At 64.8% G+C, this 16,102-nt stretch carries 15 protein-coding genes; 6 read left to right on the plus strand and 9 right to left on the minus strand.

The annotated features are described in order from the left end of the window. Positions 1–320 (minus strand): transporter substrate-binding domain-containing protein (locus tag DFR34_RS15810; protein WP_146215182.1); only part of this gene is annotated, 320 nt, incomplete at its 3' end. 425 nt (positions 321–745) lie between these two features. Between DFR34_RS15810 and DFR34_RS15815 the strand changes: the two genes are divergently transcribed. Genes DFR34_RS15815 through DFR34_RS15825 form a run of 3 tightly spaced genes read left to right on the plus strand, consistent with a single transcriptional unit; the run spans position 746 to position 4,802 of the window. Then, on the plus strand, positions 746–1,705 hold the full coding sequence (locus DFR34_RS15815; protein ID WP_158281865.1) for a carbon-nitrogen hydrolase family protein: 960 nt from the start codon (positions 746–748) through the stop codon (positions 1,703–1,705). Beyond that, a complete protein-coding gene (locus tag DFR34_RS15820; protein WP_110392125.1) occupies positions 1,702–2,313 on the plus strand; it encodes a TetR/AcrR family transcriptional regulator in 612 nt (203 codons plus the stop codon). Before DFR34_RS15815 ends, DFR34_RS15820 begins: the two co-directional genes overlap by 4 nt. Then, a complete protein-coding gene (locus tag DFR34_RS15825) occupies positions 2,310–4,802 on the plus strand; it encodes a PEP/pyruvate-binding domain-containing protein (RefSeq protein WP_245906925.1) in 2,493 nt (830 codons plus the stop codon). The genes DFR34_RS15820 and DFR34_RS15825 overlap by 4 nt, the downstream gene beginning before the upstream one ends. A 45-nt stretch (positions 4,803–4,847) precedes the next feature. Here the strand turns inward: DFR34_RS15825 and DFR34_RS15830 are convergent, their stop codons facing one another. The 5 genes from DFR34_RS15830 to DFR34_RS15850 form a co-directional block, all read right to left on the minus strand. Further along, positions 4,848–5,510 (minus strand): DUF3226 domain-containing protein, encoded by a 663-nt coding sequence (locus DFR34_RS15830; protein ID WP_110392127.1) that lies wholly within the window; start codon positions 5,508–5,510, stop codon positions 4,848–4,850. Further along, positions 5,510–6,676 (minus strand): AAA family ATPase, encoded by a 1,167-nt coding sequence (locus tag DFR34_RS15835; RefSeq protein ID WP_110392128.1) that lies wholly within the window; start codon positions 6,674–6,676, stop codon positions 5,510–5,512. Before DFR34_RS15835 ends, DFR34_RS15830 begins: the two co-directional genes overlap by 1 nt. Before the next feature lie 241 nt (positions 6,677–6,917). Next, entirely contained in the window at positions 6,918–7,472 is a 555-nt protein-coding gene (locus tag DFR34_RS15840) for a flavodoxin family protein (protein ID WP_110392129.1), read from the minus strand. 181 nt (positions 7,473–7,653) lie between these two features. Continuing rightward, positions 7,654–8,094 (minus strand): winged helix-turn-helix transcriptional regulator, encoded by a 441-nt coding sequence (locus tag DFR34_RS15845; RefSeq protein WP_110392130.1) that lies wholly within the window; start codon positions 8,092–8,094, stop codon positions 7,654–7,656. A 54-nt stretch (positions 8,095–8,148) separates the two neighbouring features. Beyond that, the gene (locus tag DFR34_RS15850) at positions 8,149–9,069 is read right to left on the minus strand and encodes a LysR family transcriptional regulator (protein ID WP_110392131.1); all 921 of its coding nucleotides are present in this window, start codon (positions 9,067–9,069) and stop codon (positions 8,149–8,151) included. Between the two features lie 130 nt (positions 9,070–9,199). On the opposite strand from DFR34_RS15850, the gene DFR34_RS15855 reads away from it, so the two are divergent. Genes DFR34_RS15855 through DFR34_RS15865 form a run of 3 tightly spaced genes read left to right on the plus strand, consistent with a single transcriptional unit; the run spans position 9,200 to position 13,334 of the window. After that, positions 9,200–10,621, plus strand: a complete 1,422-nt coding sequence (locus DFR34_RS15855; RefSeq protein ID WP_158281866.1) for an efflux transporter outer membrane subunit — start codon at positions 9,200–9,202, stop codon at positions 10,619–10,621. Beyond that, the gene (locus DFR34_RS15860; RefSeq protein WP_110392133.1) at positions 10,618–11,793 is read left to right on the plus strand and encodes an HlyD family secretion protein; all 1,176 of its coding nucleotides are present in this window, start codon (positions 10,618–10,620) and stop codon (positions 11,791–11,793) included. The genes DFR34_RS15855 and DFR34_RS15860 overlap by 4 nt, the downstream gene beginning before the upstream one ends. Next, positions 11,790–13,334, plus strand: a complete 1,545-nt coding sequence (locus DFR34_RS15865) for a DHA2 family efflux MFS transporter permease subunit (RefSeq protein WP_110392134.1) — start codon at positions 11,790–11,792, stop codon at positions 13,332–13,334. The genes DFR34_RS15860 and DFR34_RS15865 overlap by 4 nt, the downstream gene beginning before the upstream one ends. Positions 13,335–13,497: 163 nt before the next feature. Here the strand turns inward: DFR34_RS15865 and DFR34_RS15870 are convergent, their stop codons facing one another. The 3 genes from DFR34_RS15870 to DFR34_RS15880 form a co-directional block, all read right to left on the minus strand. Beyond that, positions 13,498–13,920 (minus strand): GFA family protein, encoded by a 423-nt coding sequence (locus tag DFR34_RS15870; protein WP_110392135.1) that lies wholly within the window; start codon positions 13,918–13,920, stop codon positions 13,498–13,500. A gap of 107 nt (positions 13,921–14,027) precedes the next feature. Then, a complete protein-coding gene (locus DFR34_RS15875) occupies positions 14,028–14,948 on the minus strand; it encodes a LysR substrate-binding domain-containing protein (RefSeq protein ID WP_110392136.1) in 921 nt (306 codons plus the stop codon). A 164-nt stretch (positions 14,949–15,112) separates the two neighbouring features. Further along, positions 15,113–15,865: a HesA/MoeB/ThiF family protein gene (locus DFR34_RS15880; protein WP_110392137.1), complete on the minus strand. Its 753-nt coding sequence runs from the start codon at positions 15,863–15,865 to the stop codon at positions 15,113–15,115. Positions 15,866–16,102: the final 237 nt, after the last annotated feature.

The following is a 16,102-nucleotide window of genomic DNA, read 5'->3' on the forward strand; positions in this document are numbered from 1 at the left end:
GTGGAGCCACATTCCAGGTCGATGGTGCCGTTGGTCATCAGCGGGATGCGGGTTTGCGAGGTCACCGGGGTGAGCTTGGTCACCAGCGCCGGCATCTTCAGTTCTTTTTTCACCGCATCGACGATCTTGTTGCACAGCTCCATCGAGTAGCCCACCGGCTTTTGATTGCCGTCCAGGTAGGAGAACGGAATCGACGATTCACGATGGCCGATGGTGATCGTGCCGGTGTCCTTGATCTTTTGCAGGGTGTCGGCCATGGCCGGGGCGGCCAACAGCGCGGAAGAAACAGCCAGAGCCATCAAACGGATCGAAGTGCGCATCTAAATCTCCTGTGCATGCACATGGCCCACGCCATGCGTCAAATTCCGGCGGCCATCGCTCAGAGGCGATGGCGCCATGATTCAAGGTAGCAGCTCAATGCCGCACGCCCAAGTTGCATCGGGCGGCAGCGGCTGCCTTATCCATCTCGCCACACTGAATTAGCAGAAAGCGGGCCAGCGCAAGCCGCCCGCCGCAAAAACACGCAAACACATGATTGACATGATGTTTCACCAACCAACCTCACCCGCGCCGTCCGGCAGCCCGAACAGCCCCCTGTTCGCCGTTCGGAAAACCGAACAAACCATATCACGGCCCACGCGCCCGCGTCGCTTGGCAGGGCCAGATGACCACCACGATTTCCCTTGCCGGAAATAAATATACGTCGTATATTTTTATCCGTCGTATACATACTGGTGAGCCCATCATGTCACGCACGCTTACCCTGGCAGTGCTACAGCCAGAAGCCATCTCCCATTCCCTGACCGACAGCCTGGATTGGCTGGCCAAGCAGGCCGAGCAAGCCGCCGCCTGCGGCGCGCAACTGGCGCTGCTGCCCGAGCTGTTCGCCAGCCCGTTTTGGTTTACCGCCGAGGTATGGCGTTGGGCGCAGCCGCAGGGCGGGCTGGTTGAGCGCTTTTTGCAGGACACCGCTCGCGCCAACGGCCTGTATCTGGGCGGCAGTTATCTGGAAGCGCGCGGCGAGCACTTTTACAACACCTTTGCCCTGGCTTCGCCGGCCGGCCAGATTGTCGGCCGGGTGGGCAAGGCGCATCCCTGCTCGCTGGAGCGCGCGGTGTTTGCCCCCTCGCCTGGCGCGCAGGTGATCGACACCGAGCTGGGGCGCATCGGCGTGGCCATCTGCTACGACAACGCCCTGCGCGAAGTGGTGGACCCGCTGCTGGCTGCTGAGCCGGATGTGTGGCTGATGCCGCTGAGCGCGCCGATGCCACCGGCCTCGCTGGGCGGCCAGCGCGGCCTGGAGGCCTACCTGACCATCCTGCGCGACAGCCCCGCCGCCATGGCGGCACTATTTGGCCTGCCGGTGGCGATGGCCAATAAATGCGGGCGCTGGCAATCGCCGATGCCAGGCTGGCTGCCGGCGGCGGATTCGCATTTTCCGGGTTTGAGCTGCATTGCCGACAGCGATGGTGTGCAAGTGGCGGCGCTGGGTGCCCAGCCCGGCTTTGCCGTGGCGCAAGTCACCCTCGACCCGGCGCGCAAACGCTGCCACGTGCCGGCGGCATACCAGCGCCACCGCCCGTGGCTGGTGGCCCCGCCGCTGGATTACCGCTTGTTTGCGCTATTCGAATGGTGGGGCGCGCGCCGCTACCGCCGCCACCCGCAACGCGCCGCCCTGGCGCAACAACAGAGCTTACGCACATGAATGACATCAGCACCGAGCTGGGCCGCCGCGAACGCAAGCGCCTGCAACAGCTCGACCACCTGGCCGACACCGCCTGGACGCTATTCGAAGCCGAAGGCTACGAGGCGGTGACCATGGAACGCATCGCCGCCGAGGCCGACGTGGCCAAGGCCACGCTGTATAAACACTTTCCGGTCAAAGAAGCCCTGCTGCGCCACCGCTTTCACCGCGAACTGCGCGACAGCGTCAGCCAGATGGGCGCGGTGATGGCGGCCGAGCCGGTGGGCGCGGCGCGGCTGGCCAAGTTTTTTGCCCTGAGCGCGGCGTGGTCCGAGGCGCACCGCGCCTATCTGCTGCCCTATGTGCAATACCGGCTGGCCGAGCGGCGCTGCCCGGACGACGAAGCCCAGCGCAGCGGGCTGGAGCGCATCTTTACCGCGCTGATTGCCGAAGGCCAGGCCGCCGGCCAGTTTCGCGCCGACATGGGCGCGCCCGCGCTGGCGGTGTATCTGGAGTTTCTTTATCTGGCCGCGCTGCTGCGCTGGCTGACCGGCCAGGCGCCCGCGCTACAGGCCGAATTTGACACCATGCTGATGTTGTTTCTGGGTGGACTGGAGGTGCGCGCATGAACGCCATATCTGACATATCCCATCGGATGATCGACGACCACGCCGTGCTGGACGCCAGCGCCGACGCGGTGGGCGGCAAAGCCTGGCAACTGGCGCAGCTGCGCCGCTATGGCCTGCCGGTGGCCGAATTTATCGTCCTGCCCGCTGCCGCCACTGCGCCAGCCGACGAAGCCGAACACGCCTGGGCGGCGGTGCAGGCGCGCGGCTGGGCGGATAGGCCGCTGGCGGTGCGCTCGTCCGCCGTCGGCGAAGACGGCGCGCACGCCTCGTTTGCCGGCATTCACCGCAGCTGCCTGAATGTCTGCGGCGCCGCACAACTGGCCGAGGCAATTGCCGCCGTGCGCGCCTCTTTGCTGAGCGACAGCGCCCGCGCCTACCGCCAGCGGCTGGGCATTGCCGGCCAAGCGCGCATGGCGGTGATCATCATGCCGCTGCTGCCGGCAGTCGCGGCTGGCATCGCCTTTACCTGCGACCCGCGCGACGGCCGCGAAGACCGCATGCTGATTCATGCCCACTGGGGGTTGGGCGAGGCGCTGGTGGGCGGCGAGGCCGACGGCGACGAATACCTGCTGGCGGAAGACGCCACCGACAGCTGGCGCGTGCTCAGCTGTCGGCTGGGCGGCAAGGCGCAACAACGGCGCTGCGCCGACGGCGGCGGCACCGAACTACACGCCACACCCGTTGTGCAGACCAGCCGACAGGTGCTGGATGCCGCCCAGATTGAAGCCCTGGCCGCACTGCTGCGCGACGCCGCTTACGCGCTGGATTTTGTCGCGCCGTTTTACGACCTGGAATGGCTATGGGACGGCGCGCGCTTTTGGCTGACCCAGGCCCGGCCGGTTACCCGCCGCCCGCACTACACCTACCCGGCGCTGCAAAACCAGCCAGCGATCTGGACGCGCGGCAACACCTGCGAGCTGCTGCCCGACCCGTTGGCGGCGTTTGACTGGAATTTCTCCCGGCGCGGGGTCAACGCCCTGTTGGAGCAAGGCGCGCGGCTGGCCGGCTACCCCCTGCAAGACGGCGTGCAGCGCGCCGGGCTGTTTCATGGCCGCCTGTATCTGGAAGCCAGCATCATGCAATGGGAGTTGTGGAACGCGGTGAACGTGCCGCCAACGTCGATGAACGTGATGATGGGCGGCCATCAGCCAGAAATTACCGTGCCGGCGTCCACCTGGCGTGAGCGCCTGCGCCGTGGGCTGAATATGCTGCGTTATCTGCGTCGGGCCGGCGCCGTGCGCCAGCGCGGCGAGGCGGCCATTGTCCGCGTGCGCGCCATGGCCCAGCGCCTACGCGCCGCGCCGCCGCCAGCAGAACATGCCGTGTTGCGCGCCGCCATTCAGGAAGCTGGCCAGGTGGCGCGCAGTGAGTTCGACATGTTTTTCTTGCAGGGCTCGGGCGGCGGCAGCCTGTCATTGCTGCGCGACACCCTGGAAAAAGCCTTTCCCGGCGAGGGCGACGCGCTGGGCGCGGCGCTGCTGGCCGGCGGCGAAGCCAGCGTCACCGTGCAGCAAAACTATGCCTTGTTGGCGCTGGCACAACGGGCGCGGCAGGAAGGCCGTGAGTCAACGGGGTTTCAGCGCGCGCTGGCGGATTTTATGCAGGCCTATGGCCATCGCGGCCATTACGAAACCTATTTTCGCAGCGCCAGCTGGCGCGAACAGCCCGACAGCCTGCTGGCCCAGCTGGACAGCCTGGCCGACATCGACGCCGACGCGCTGCGCCAACGCCAGCAACAGGCCGCCGCGCAAGCCTGGGCGCGCATCCGCCAACACGCGCCGTGGCCCACCCGCCTGTTGCTGCGCTGGCTGGCGCGCGCCGCCAACCGCGAATGCAATCAGCGCGAAGCCGCGCGCAGCGCACTGATCGACAACCTGGACGCCGTGCGTCACCTGGCCGACGGCGCCATTGCCCTGCTGCGCCAGCGCGGTGTGCTGCACGCCGACGAAGGCCGCGACGCCTTGCAACATCTGTTTCTGTGGGAAATCGACAGCGCCTGTCAGGGCAGCCTGCCCGCCGCCAGCCTGCGCGCAAGGCTGCTGGATCGCCAGGCGCGCTTTGCTCGCTGGCAAACCGAAACCGCGCCGGAATACCTGCTGATCCAGCCCGACGGCCGACACACTGCCGGCGCACTGCCCACCCCTACCGCGCCCACCGACGGCCAGCGCTGGCGCGGCCTGGCCACCGGCGCTGGCGTGGCGCGCGGCCGCGTGCGCCGCATCCGCCACCCGGCAGAAGGCGTGGCGCTGCAAGCCGGCGAAATCCTGCTGGCCCCCGCCACCGACCCCGGCTGGACCCCGCTGTTTCTCAAGGCTGGCGGCCTGGTGGTGGAAACCGGCGGCTATCTCTCCCACGCCGCCATCGTCGCCCGCGAATTCGCCCTGCCGGCAGTGGTGAACCTGCCGGGCATTATGGACGCGCTGCAAGACGGGGAATGGGTGGAGGTGGATGGCGGGCGCGGGGTGGTGCGGCGGGTGGGGGAGGGGTAAAAGAGAGAAACAGCGGCGGGCTGAACCACCGCTGTTTACCGCACTTCAGGTAGGCGAGAAGACTGCGCGCAGCCAACTGACCAATGCTTGATACTGTTGCGCTGTTTCATCCAACAACCCTGCCTCAACGCAGTGATACAAGCCTTCCCCAGGTTTTTCCTGCCAGGCCAGCCAAGTCGCGATATCTGCCTTGGCGCGGCGCAAGGGTTTGAACAGCTGTGTCGGCAAGGCATCTACACAGGCTTGAGCATGATGAAACAGCGCTATTTGTTCCTGACTGACGCACTCGCTCAACCAATGCTCCAACATTCCATCGTCGGCATGATTGGGCATGATCCACAACCCGAAGGGGTTCAATCCGTCTGAATGCTGGAACAGGCAGCCGCCTGCTGTGGCGGCAGTCGGGGTGGAAAAACCATATTCGCTGACAATTTTCTCAACTCGGCGCAATGTACGAGCAAAGCCCTGTCCGTGCTCGGCAGCGTCAGCATCCACGACGATTGCCAGCCGTGACACCGCGCCATCGTTCAGTTGCTGTAGATAAGTATCCAACAGGATATTGAATACACCCTCCTTGGTGTTGTGCGTACCGCCCAACTGCTTTGGCGGGGCCACTTCGACGCTCACCTCCAATTGCAGCGTGTTGCATAGCGCCTCAAAAAACCCTCGGTCGGCTTCACCTTCGACGATCAGGATATTCTGGCTCATCAACGCACCTCAACATCAGCTTGGGTGATATTGAGCAACTGGTTCTCATCAAATACCGTAGCAATCACCTTGCCGTGATCGCTGGTGCGGGCGCTGCGGCCCATGCGGAACAATACGCCCTCGCTTTTTTGGTGTTTAATTGCTACCGTACTAAAGCTCTCAATGCAATCCCAGCTATGAGTAGTAGCGAATACTTGAATGTTTAATTGCTCAGCCAATTCAAAAATAAGATTCCAAATCTTTTCCTGTACACTATAATGCAAGCCGTTTTCAAACTCATCAATCAATAAAAATCCACCCTGAGCGGCAAATACCTTCAGTACAATTTGCAACACTCTTAACATGCCATCGCCCATGCTTCCTAAGGGTACTGGCATTGGCTGCCCCTCTAGTTTAATCTTTGCTGTGCGCGTTAAAGAGCGATCGGGGTAGCGGCGATAGTCTTCGCGCTCATCTCGAACAAAAGAAATGTCCATAAATTTTGAATCTATCAGGCGCAGTGCCTCTTTAACTGTCTCTTGTTTTTCGGTTAGCGCAATTTTATCCCATTCGTCAGCCAAATCATTAATGGAGATAAATCCTGTCGGGATAGCCACACAAGGGAGATCGTAAGGTGTATTTAAAGCCCCCCTACTCCAGCGAGACAGACGGGCTCTCTCATCTAGACGAAAACCAAGCAGGCGCTCTCCTTTTTTAATAAAAAGCGCATCAATCAACGGAGCCTCTTCGGCTTTCTCAACTTCCGACTTAGGCACGCGCTTTAAGCGCTGACGAGAGAAAAATTCTCCAGTCTCATCGGTTGCCGTTTCGTCCCATTCAACATAATAGCCATGTTCAATTATTAGGCGTTGATTTGAATCAATTTCACCGATTTCAATGCCTTCATCCCCTATTGGAAAGACTCGCCCGGTAAAAAAGCTAGCAAAAGGCAACTCATAAATGGGTTGAGGTGTTGCACCCCAATCAAGGCGGGACGGTTCGTCATGACTTTCTGCCAACGTCTCTAATAAACGAGGGTCCCCATTGCCTGCATAAATCTGCAATGCCTCTAATACAGTGCTCTTGCCAGCGTTGTTCTTGCCAACAATTAAATTGACACGACCTAACTTTGGAACAACAAAGTCTTCCAGCGCTCGAAATCGCTTAATTTTTAGAGAATTCAGCATAACAATACCTCCGGATTATGAGCCAGATTGTACGCGATTTTGTGGCCATGGATCATGTACTGGGTGGCGTTCACCTCGCGTTACAGTACATTCATCTACAACACAGTGAATCTGTCTGGCATCATAGATGCGCCACAGGATAGGGAATGGGTGGAGGTGGACGGCGGGCGTGGGGAGGGCAGTAGGTGAACAACAGCCAACGGCAGGCGCAAGAAGGAACACCTGCCGCCCGGAACAATCCTCAGCCCTTCAAACGCTTAGCCACCTCAGTCACCCGCGCGCCATAGCGCTTGGCGGTGTCGATGTCGCCATCAGGAATCGCTTCGGCGCCAGCATCGGACGGGGCTTGCACCAGCAGGCCGACCGAGCCGCCCAGGTTGTTCACGTCGTTTCGGCTGGCGTTCAGCGTGTTGGAGGGCATCAAGCCCAGGCTGACCCAGATGCCGCCGTGCTGCGAGGCCAGGGTTTGCAGGTTGATCAGGGTGACTTGCTTGTCGCCGTTCAGGCTGGCGCTGACGGTGAAACCGCCAAACACCTTGTCTTGCCAGGCGCGGGTGAACCAGGCTTTCGAGCTGGCGTCGGCAAACTTTTTGAACTGCCAGGGCACGCTGCCCATATAGGTGGGCGCACCAAAGATGATGGCGTCGGCGGCGGCCAGATCATCCCAGGCCGAATCCGGCACATTGCCTTCGCCGTCCACGGCAATCAGTTGCGCGCCCGCGCCCTCTGCCACGGCTTGCGCCACGCGCTGGGTGTGGCCATAACCGGAAAAATACACCACGACTGTTTTGCTCATTGCCTTGTCCTTGACTGGTCGGGCCACTGCGCCCGGAGAGAGAAAAAACCCGCGCCCGACAGCAGGCGAGGTGTGGCAACCATGGTATCCAGCAGAAACCAAGTGTTCAATGAGGCACTTTCAGGTGCTCAGGTTTCCCCAAGGAAACCACCCGGCGCGCGCGCAGGCCCACACCGCACGGTCAGGCCGGTGATGCGGGCGACAGCGCCGGGCGCGCGCCCATGCGATGCACGCTGGCGGCCTGCGCGGCTGCCTGTTGGGCGGCGCTGTCGTAGGCGTTTTGCGCCGCCAGCACGGCGTCCATATTCAGTTCGGCCCAGTGGGTCAGCGCCGAGACGGTGTCGGTCAGCGTTTGCCCCAGCGGGGTCAGCGCGTATTCCACCGTCACCGGCGCGGTGGCGTGCACCGTGCGGCTGACCAGGCCGTCGCGCTCCAGCTTGCGCAGGGTTTGCGTCAGCACTTTTTGCGTGACGCGCTTGATGTCGCGCTTGAGGCTGTTAAAGCGCTGCGGGCCGTGTTTCAGCCGGTCCAGAATCAGCAAGGCCCATTTGTCGGCCAGCCGCTCCAGCACCAGCCGGGTGGGACAGCAGTCGTGATACACATCGTAGTCATAAGCGCACATCAGCCGCTCCAGTGGTAGGGTTTAAGGTTTCCAGAATATACCAGCAGCGCGGTTTCAGCCACGCCGGCTGCCGCTCAAATGCGCCAGCCGCTCGCTCAAAAAATCAATAAACACCCGCACCTTGGGCGACAGCCCGCGCCGGCTGGGGTAGACCGCGCCGATTTCGGTGGGCGGGCCTTCCCAGTCGGACAGCACCGGCAGCAGTTGGCCGGATTCGACTTCCGGGCGGATCAGGATCACCGGCAGCAGCGCCACGCCCAGGCCGGCCAGCGCGGCAAATTTGATCACGCCGGGGTCGTTGGCCACCAGTTGCGGGGTGATGGCCAGCTCGCGCGCTTCGCCGTTTTGCCGGGCCAGCGGCCAGTAAAAACGGCCGTGGCGGCCCAGCCGGGACAAGGTCAGCGTGGGTCGGCGCGCCACTTCGTCCAGCGTGGCCGGCATGCCGGCGCGAGCCAGGTAGTCCGGGCTGGCGTACAGCGCCAGGCGGCTTTCCGCCAGATAGCGCACCGCGCACGATGAATCCTCCAGCGGGCCGATGCGGATGGCCAGGTCAAAGCCTTCGGCCACCAGGTCCACCGCGTCGTTGCGCAGCTCCAGTTGCAGGCGGATGTCCGGGTAGCGGGCCATGAAATCCGGCACGATGGGCACCAGCGCACCCATGCCAAACGAAAACGACGCCGACACGCGCAGCTCGCCGCGCGGGGCGGAGTGCACGCGGCCCACAGCCAGGTCAGCGTCGGCGATGTCCTGCACGATGCGGCTGCAATACTCGTGATAAATCGCCCCGGCCTCGGTCAGCGCCACCCGTCGGGTGGTGCGCTGCAATAGCCGCGCGCCCAGGCGTTCTTCCAGCTCTTGCACCTTGCGGCTGACCGTGGTTTTCGGCAGGCCCAGCGCGCGCGAGGCGGCGATAAAGCTGCCGTGTTCCACCACTTTGGCGAACACCAGCAATTGGTTGAGATCTGCTTGCGACATCAGCCCACCCCGGCAAAGAAAACACGGTGATTATCCCATCAACAGGACAATGTTTCCCATTTTTGCCGGCTTATCCCGCCATAGCCAGCGGCGTAGAGTGTGGGCTTCCTGTTTTGGATGCTTGGCTATCATGCGCTATGTGTTTTCTTGTCTTGCCGCCGCTGGCGCGCTGTGCCTGACGGCGTGCGCCGGGCCGGGCGCGCCGGCCTTGCCGCTGACCCCGCCGGCCAGCCTGTCCGGGCCCTTGGCCCAGGGTCAGGCGGCGTGGCCGCAAGGCGCGTGGTGGCGCGCGTTTGCCGACCCGCAGCTGGACGCCTTGATCGAGCGCGCGCTGGCCGATGCGCCGTCGATGCAGTTGGCGCGGGCGCGGCTGCGTCAGGCGGTGGCGGTGGGCGAGCAAGCCGGCGCCGCCTTGCTGCCTGGCGCAGCGCTGAACGCCGACGTCACCCGCCAGCGCTACAGCGAGCACGGCATGGTTCCGCCGCCGATGGCTGGCAGCTGGCGCACCTCGGGCCAGCTCAGCCTGGATTTTGCCTATGACCTGGATTTGGCCGGCGGCGAACACGCCCGTCGCGACGCCGCGCAAGACCGCGCCCAAGCCGCTGGCGCCGATGAAGCCGGCGCGCGCTTATTGCTGTCCGCCGCGCTGACCCACGCTTATTGGGGGTTGGAGCGGCTGCACGCGCTGGCCAATCTGGCTGGCGAAAGCCAGGCCAGCGCCGAGCGCGCCGCCGCGCTGCTGGGCCAACGCCAGCGCGCGGGTCTGGCCCATGCTGGCGAGCTGGCCGCCGCGCAAAGCCAGGCCGCCGCCGCCCGGCAAGAGGCGCTGGCGCTGGCCGAGCAAATCACCCTGCAACGCCACGCCATTGCCGCCCTGGCCGGCCAGGGCCCGGCCTTGGCGAACACCCTGCACCGCCCGCAGCTGCGCGCACCGGCGGGTGATGACTTGCCCACCGTGCTGCCGGCCGCGCTGCTGGGCCGCCGTCCGGATATTGTCGCCGCCCGTTGGCGGGTGGAGGCCGGCGGGCGCGAGGTGGACAGCGCGCGCGCGGCGTTTTACCCCAATATCAATCTGCTGAGCTTTATTGGCTATTCCGCCATTGGCATGAGCCAGCTCTTGCAATCAGCCAGCCGGGTGGCCGGACTGGGCCCGGCGCTGAGCCTGCCGCTGTTTGACGGCGGCGCCCGCCGCGCCGCGTTGGCCGGCGCCGAAGCTGGCCGCGACGCCCAGATCGCCCAATACAACCAGACCGTGCTGGACGCGGTGCGCGAGGTAGCCGACCAGGCCGCCAGCCTGCGCGCGCTGGCCGCGCAATCCCGCCAAACCGACACCGCCCAGACCCAGGCCGCCGCCGCCCGCCACAGCGCGCAAATGCGCGCCCGCGCCGGCCTGGCCAGCGAGCTGGACGCACTGGCGCTGGACGCCCCGTGGCTGGCCCAGCGCCGCCAGGCGGTGGAGCTCAACACCCGCCGCCAACAAGCCCGCGTCGGCCTGATCAAGGCCCTGGGCGGCGGTTATGCCTCATCTGATTTTGCCGAGAACGCCCAATGACCGACGCTGCTTCTGCTGTTTCTTCCTCCCCGGCTGCGCCCGGCCGCCGCAAAACCCTGCTGCTGCGCATTGTCGCCGGCCTGGCGCTGGCCGGCGCCGCCTATGGCGCCTGGTGGGGCCTGGTTGCCCGCCATTACCAACACACCGACAACGCCTATGTCGGCGGCAATCTGGTGCAGATCACCCCGCAAACCAGCGGCACGGTGCTCAGCATCCTGGCCGACGACACGGATTTTGTTGCCGCCGGCCAGCCGCTGGTCAAGCTCGACCCGGCCGATGCCGAGGTGGCGCTGGCGCAGGCCGAGGCCGACCTGGCCCAGCAGGTGCGGCAAAGCCGCGCGCTGTTTGCCAACCGCGCCGCCAGCGCCGCGCTGCTGGCGCAACGGCAAAGCGAGCTGAGCCGCGCCGAAGACGACCTCAAGCGCCGGCAAGCCGCTGGCGGCGAGGCGGTGGCCGGCGAAGAGCTGGCCCACGCCAGCGCCGCCGTGGCCAATGCCCGCGCCGCGCTCAGCGCCGCCAAAGAACAACTGGCCGCCAGCGCGGCGCAAACCGAAAATGCCAGCCCGGAAAATCACCCGGCGGTGGCGCGCGCCGCCGCACGGGTGCGCGAGGCCTATCTGGCGCTCAGCCGCGCCACCCTGCCGGCGCCAGTGGCCGGCTATGTGGCCAAGCGCGGCGTGCAGGTGGGCCAGCGCGTGCAGCCGGGCGCGCCGCTGATGGCCATCGTGCCACTGAATTCGCTGTGGGTGGACGCCAACTTCAAAGAAAGCCAGCTGGCCGGCATGCGCATTGGCCAGCCCGTCACCCTGCACGCCGATATTTATGGCGGCAGCGTCACCTACCACGGCAAGGTGGCCGGCCTGGGCGCGGGCACTGGCGGGGTGTTCTCGCTGTTGCCGGCGCAAAACGCCACCGGCAACTGGATCAAGGTGGTGCAGCGCGTGCCGGTGCGCATCACCCTCGACCCGAAAGAACTGAGCGAACACCCGTTGCGGGTGGGGCTGTCGATGCTGGCCGAAGTAGACCAACATGACCAATCCGGCCCGGCGCTGGCCACCGCACCGCGCCAGGCCCCGGCGCAAAGCACCACCGCCTTTGCCGGCGCCGATCAGGCCGCGCAGGCGCGCATTGCCCGCATCATTGCCGACAATCTGGGCAAGGACCGCTCATGAACGCCCCGGCGTCCCATCCGCCGTTGAGCGGCACAAAACTGCTGCTGGGCACGGTGGCGCTGTCGCTGGCCACCTTTATGAATGTGCTGGACACCACCATCGCCAATGTGTCGATTCCGGCGATTTCTGGCGACCTGGGCGTGTCCTCCTCGCAGGGCACCTGGGTGATTACCTCGTTTGCCGTGGCCAACGCCATCGCCGTGCCGCTGACCGGCTGGCTGACCCAGCGTTTTGGCCAGGTGCGTTTGTTCATCACCTCGGTGCTGTTGTTTGTGCTGGCCTCGCTGCTGTGCGGGCTGGCCCCCAATCTGGAAATGCTGATTGCTTTTCGGGTGCTGCAAGGCGCGGTGGCCGGGCCGATGATTCCGCTGTCGCAGGCGCTGTTGCTCAGCTCGTATCCGCCGGCCAAAAGCGGCATGGCGCTGGCCATGTGGTCGATGACCACCATGGTGGCGCCAGTGATCGGGCCGATTCTGGGCGGCTGGCTGTCGGATAATGTGTCCTGGCCGTGGATTTTTTATATCAATGTGCCGTTTGGCCTGCTGGCCGCCTGGGCCACCTGGCGGATTTACCAAGACCGCGACAGCCCCACCCGCCAGCTGCCCATCGACAAGATTGGCCTGGTGCTGCTGGTGCTGTGGGTGGGCGCTTTGCAGATCATGCTGGACAAGGGCAAGGAGCTGGATTGGTTTAACTCCGGCGAGATTGTCGCGCTGGGCCTGGTGGCGCTGGTGAGCTTTGTGCTGTTTTTGGTGTGGGAGCTGACCGAGGCGCACCCGGTGGTGGATTTATCTTTGTTCACCCGGCGCAATTTTGTCACCGGCACGCTGACGCTGTCGGTGGCGTATTCGCTGTTTTTTGGCGGCATTCTGATTATTCCGCTGTGGCTGCAAACGCAAATGGGCTACACCGCCACCCTGGCCGGCCTTACCGCCGCGCCAGTAGGCATTTTGGCCCTGCTGCTCTCGCCAGTGATTGGCAAGCTTTTGCCCCGGCTGGATGCGCGGGCGATTGCCAGCGTGTCGTTTGTGGTGCTGGCCACGGTGTCGTTCATGCGCGCCGGCTTCACCACTGGCGCAGACAACTTCACCGTGATGCTGCCGCAAATCGTGCTGGGCGCCGGCATGGCCACGCTGTTTTTGCCGCTGACGGCGATTTTATTGTCCGGCCTGCACCCCAGCCGCATCCCGGCGGCGTCTGGCTTGTCCAACTTCTGCCGGATCACCGCCGGCGCCTTTGGCGCCTCAATCGCCACCACGGTATGGGAAGACCGCACCACCCTGCACCACGCGCAATTGGTCGAGCAGATCACGCCGTTTCATCCGGCGGCCACGCAAGCGCGCGACGGCTTGATGGGCGCGGGGCTCAGCCCGGAGCAAAGCCTGGCCACGCTGGACCGGCTGGTCACCGGCCAGGCCGGGGTGCTGGCGGCCAATGAGTATTTTTGGCTGTCGGGGTTTTTGTTTCTTACCCTGCTGGCGCTGGTGTGGCTGGCGCGGCCGCAGGCCAGGGTGGCAGTGGGGCCGGGGGCGGATCATTAAGCGCGGCTCACAAAACCCGCCTGGCGTTATTGCGCGGCCTTGCCGTACTGCTTTGTATGGTGTGCGGCCGCGCGCTTGGTCAGGACCGCTGCACCGGGTTTTGTGAGCGACTCCAAGGGTTGCCCCCCAAACTCAGCGCAGCGGGGAGGCCCACGCCTCACCGCTACCGCTCTTTCACCTCCACCCCGCGACACCACAGCTGCTTCCAGCGCGATACCTTCTCGGCAGCCGACAGGGTTTTTGGCGACACCACCACGCTGTCGGCAAAGCCTGGCTCGCCATCCAGCACGCGCACATTCACCGTGGCGTAACGGTGGCCCACGGCCTCGTACATCACCCCAATCAGTACCCCGCAATGGGTGCAATACACACACTGCGCCTTGGCGCTGCCCTGACGATACAAACCCAGCGCGCCAGGGCGGGCACGGATGCGCAGCGCGCCGTCCGGGTCGGACACATAGGCGGCGGCATGCTTGCGGCAAAAATCACAGTCACAGGCACGCGGCTGATAGCTGGCCGGTGGTTGGGGTAGTTGAAGTTCCAGTTGAATGGCCTGGCAATGGCACTGGCCGCTGAGTCGATACATCGGAACGCTGCCTTTCTGTGGGCGTAGATAAGCGCCGCTCACATGCCCCTCTCGGCGTGGTGACGCGGCCTGGCCGTATTGCTTTGTACTGTCGCGCCCGTCGCCCATTACGGCCGGCGACGACGCACGGTGCTTTCCCGCAGGTGCTGCCACAGCATATTCACCAGTGGTTTGCTGCTGCGGTGTTCGCGGTACAGGCGGATTTCCATATTCAGTTGCCAGCGGGCGTCGCCGGCCACCGCCAGCTGGCCGCGCTCCACTTCGCCGCACACTGCGCTGTCGGGCAAGAACGCCAGGCCGTGGCCTTCCAGCACCATGCTTTTCAGGCCTTCGGCCATATCGGTTTCGTAGCAGGGGGTGAGGTGGAGGATTTCTTCGCCATTGGCCACCATCAGCGCCACCATGCGCTCCAGGTAGGCGCCGGCGGCGTAGGCCAGAAACGGGATGGGCTGTTGCGGGCTGCCGGGCAGGCTGAAGGCCGGCTGGCCGCTGGCGGTGCGGCGGGCGTAGGGGCGCAGGGTTTCTTCGCCCAGGGCTAGCATATCGTAGCGCGCGGGGTCGAGCAGCACCGGCTGGTGCGGGTGGTGGTAGCACAGCAGCACATCGCAGCTGCCGCTTTCCAGCGCCATCACCGCGTCGTGCACATTGCCGGCGGTCAGCCGGGTGCTGAATTCGCCGCAGCCGCGCTTGACCTCGGTCAGCCACTTGGGAAAGAAGGTCAGCGCCAGATTATGCGGCACGGCGATGTTCAGCGTGTCTGGCGGGGCGGATTGCTGGCCACGCAGCAGGGCGCGGGCGTGGTTGAGCTGGGCGATGATTTCCAGCGCCTGGCCATGAAACAGCTCGCCGGCCGGGGTCAGCCGGGTGGGGTAGGCGGTGCGGTCGATCAAGTCCACGCCCAGCCAGCTTTCCAGCGAGCGGATGCGGCGGGAGAACGCCGGCTGGGTGACATGGCGCAACTCGGCCGAGCGGGAAAAACTATGGGTTTCGGCCAGACTGATGAAGTCTTCCAGCCATTTCAGATCCATCGGGGCAGCCTGTGGTCAACGCGCGAAGCACAAAGGCATGCAGCCTAGTCGCTTGCGGGCAATCCGGCAATGGCTGCGTCCGTGTCGAGCGCAAAACCCTCTGGCGTTGTGGTGTGCGCTTGCCGTACTGCCCGCCCTGTCTGCGCTCACACGCCTGGGCAGGGTCAGTGCGCGCCGCCACACACCGGGCAGGCCGGATCGCGCGCCAGTTGCATATGCCGCCAGTCGCCGCTGAGGCCGTCGTAAATCGACAGGCGGTTGACCGCGTGCGAGGCGATGCCCAGCAGCAGCTTGAGCGCCTCCGCCGCCTGCATGCAGCCGATGATGCCCACCAGCGGGGCAAACACGCCAAAGGTAGCGCATGGGCCGTCGCTGCCGTCGCCAGTGTCGGGAAACAGGCAGTGATAACACGGCGCATCGTGCTGGCGCGGGTCGAACACCGCCAGTTGGCCATCAAAGCGCACCGCCGCGCCCGACACCAGCGGCGTGCGCGCCGCCACGCAGGCGGCGTTGACGGCGTGGCGGGTGACAAAATTGTCGGAGCAATCCAGCACCACATCGGCCTTGGCCACCGCCTCGGCCAGCGCGGCGGCGTCCATGCGCTGGGCCAGCGCCTGCACCCGCACGTCCGGGTTGAGCTTGCCCAGCCGGCGCGCGGCGGATTCCACCTTGAGCTGACCCAGGCTGTCGATGTCGTGGACGATCTGGCGTTGCAGATTGGTCAGCTCGACCACGTCGTTGTCGCACAGGGTGAGCGTGCCCACGCCGGCCGAGGCCAGATACATGGCCACTGGCGAGCCCAGGCCGCCCACGCCAATCACCAGGGCGTGGCTGTCCAGCAGGGTGGTCTGGCCGGTGATGTCTACTTGGGGCAGCAGGATGTGGCGGCTGTAGCGCAGCAGTTGTTGGTCGTTCATGGCGGAGAAAGCGGCAGGTAAAACCGGCACTGTAGCGCGGGTGGGGCGGGATTTCGAGCGGCAGGCAAAAAAAGAGGGAAAGCGCCCCGGATTAGCGACTTTCCCTCGTGACTGAACGCCAGGCCCACGGAGCAATTGCGGACACATGACGGTAAAACCGGACAAACCCGGGGCACGGCTGCAGCCAAGCCGAAGCATCGGACATGCCATTGGCCGATGGATTTGTCATGAGCTAGT

Source organism: Rivihabitans pingtungensis (assembly GCF_003201855.1).
In the GTDB taxonomy this organism is placed as follows: Bacteria; Pseudomonadota; Gammaproteobacteria; order Burkholderiales; family Aquaspirillaceae; genus Rivihabitans; species Rivihabitans pingtungensis.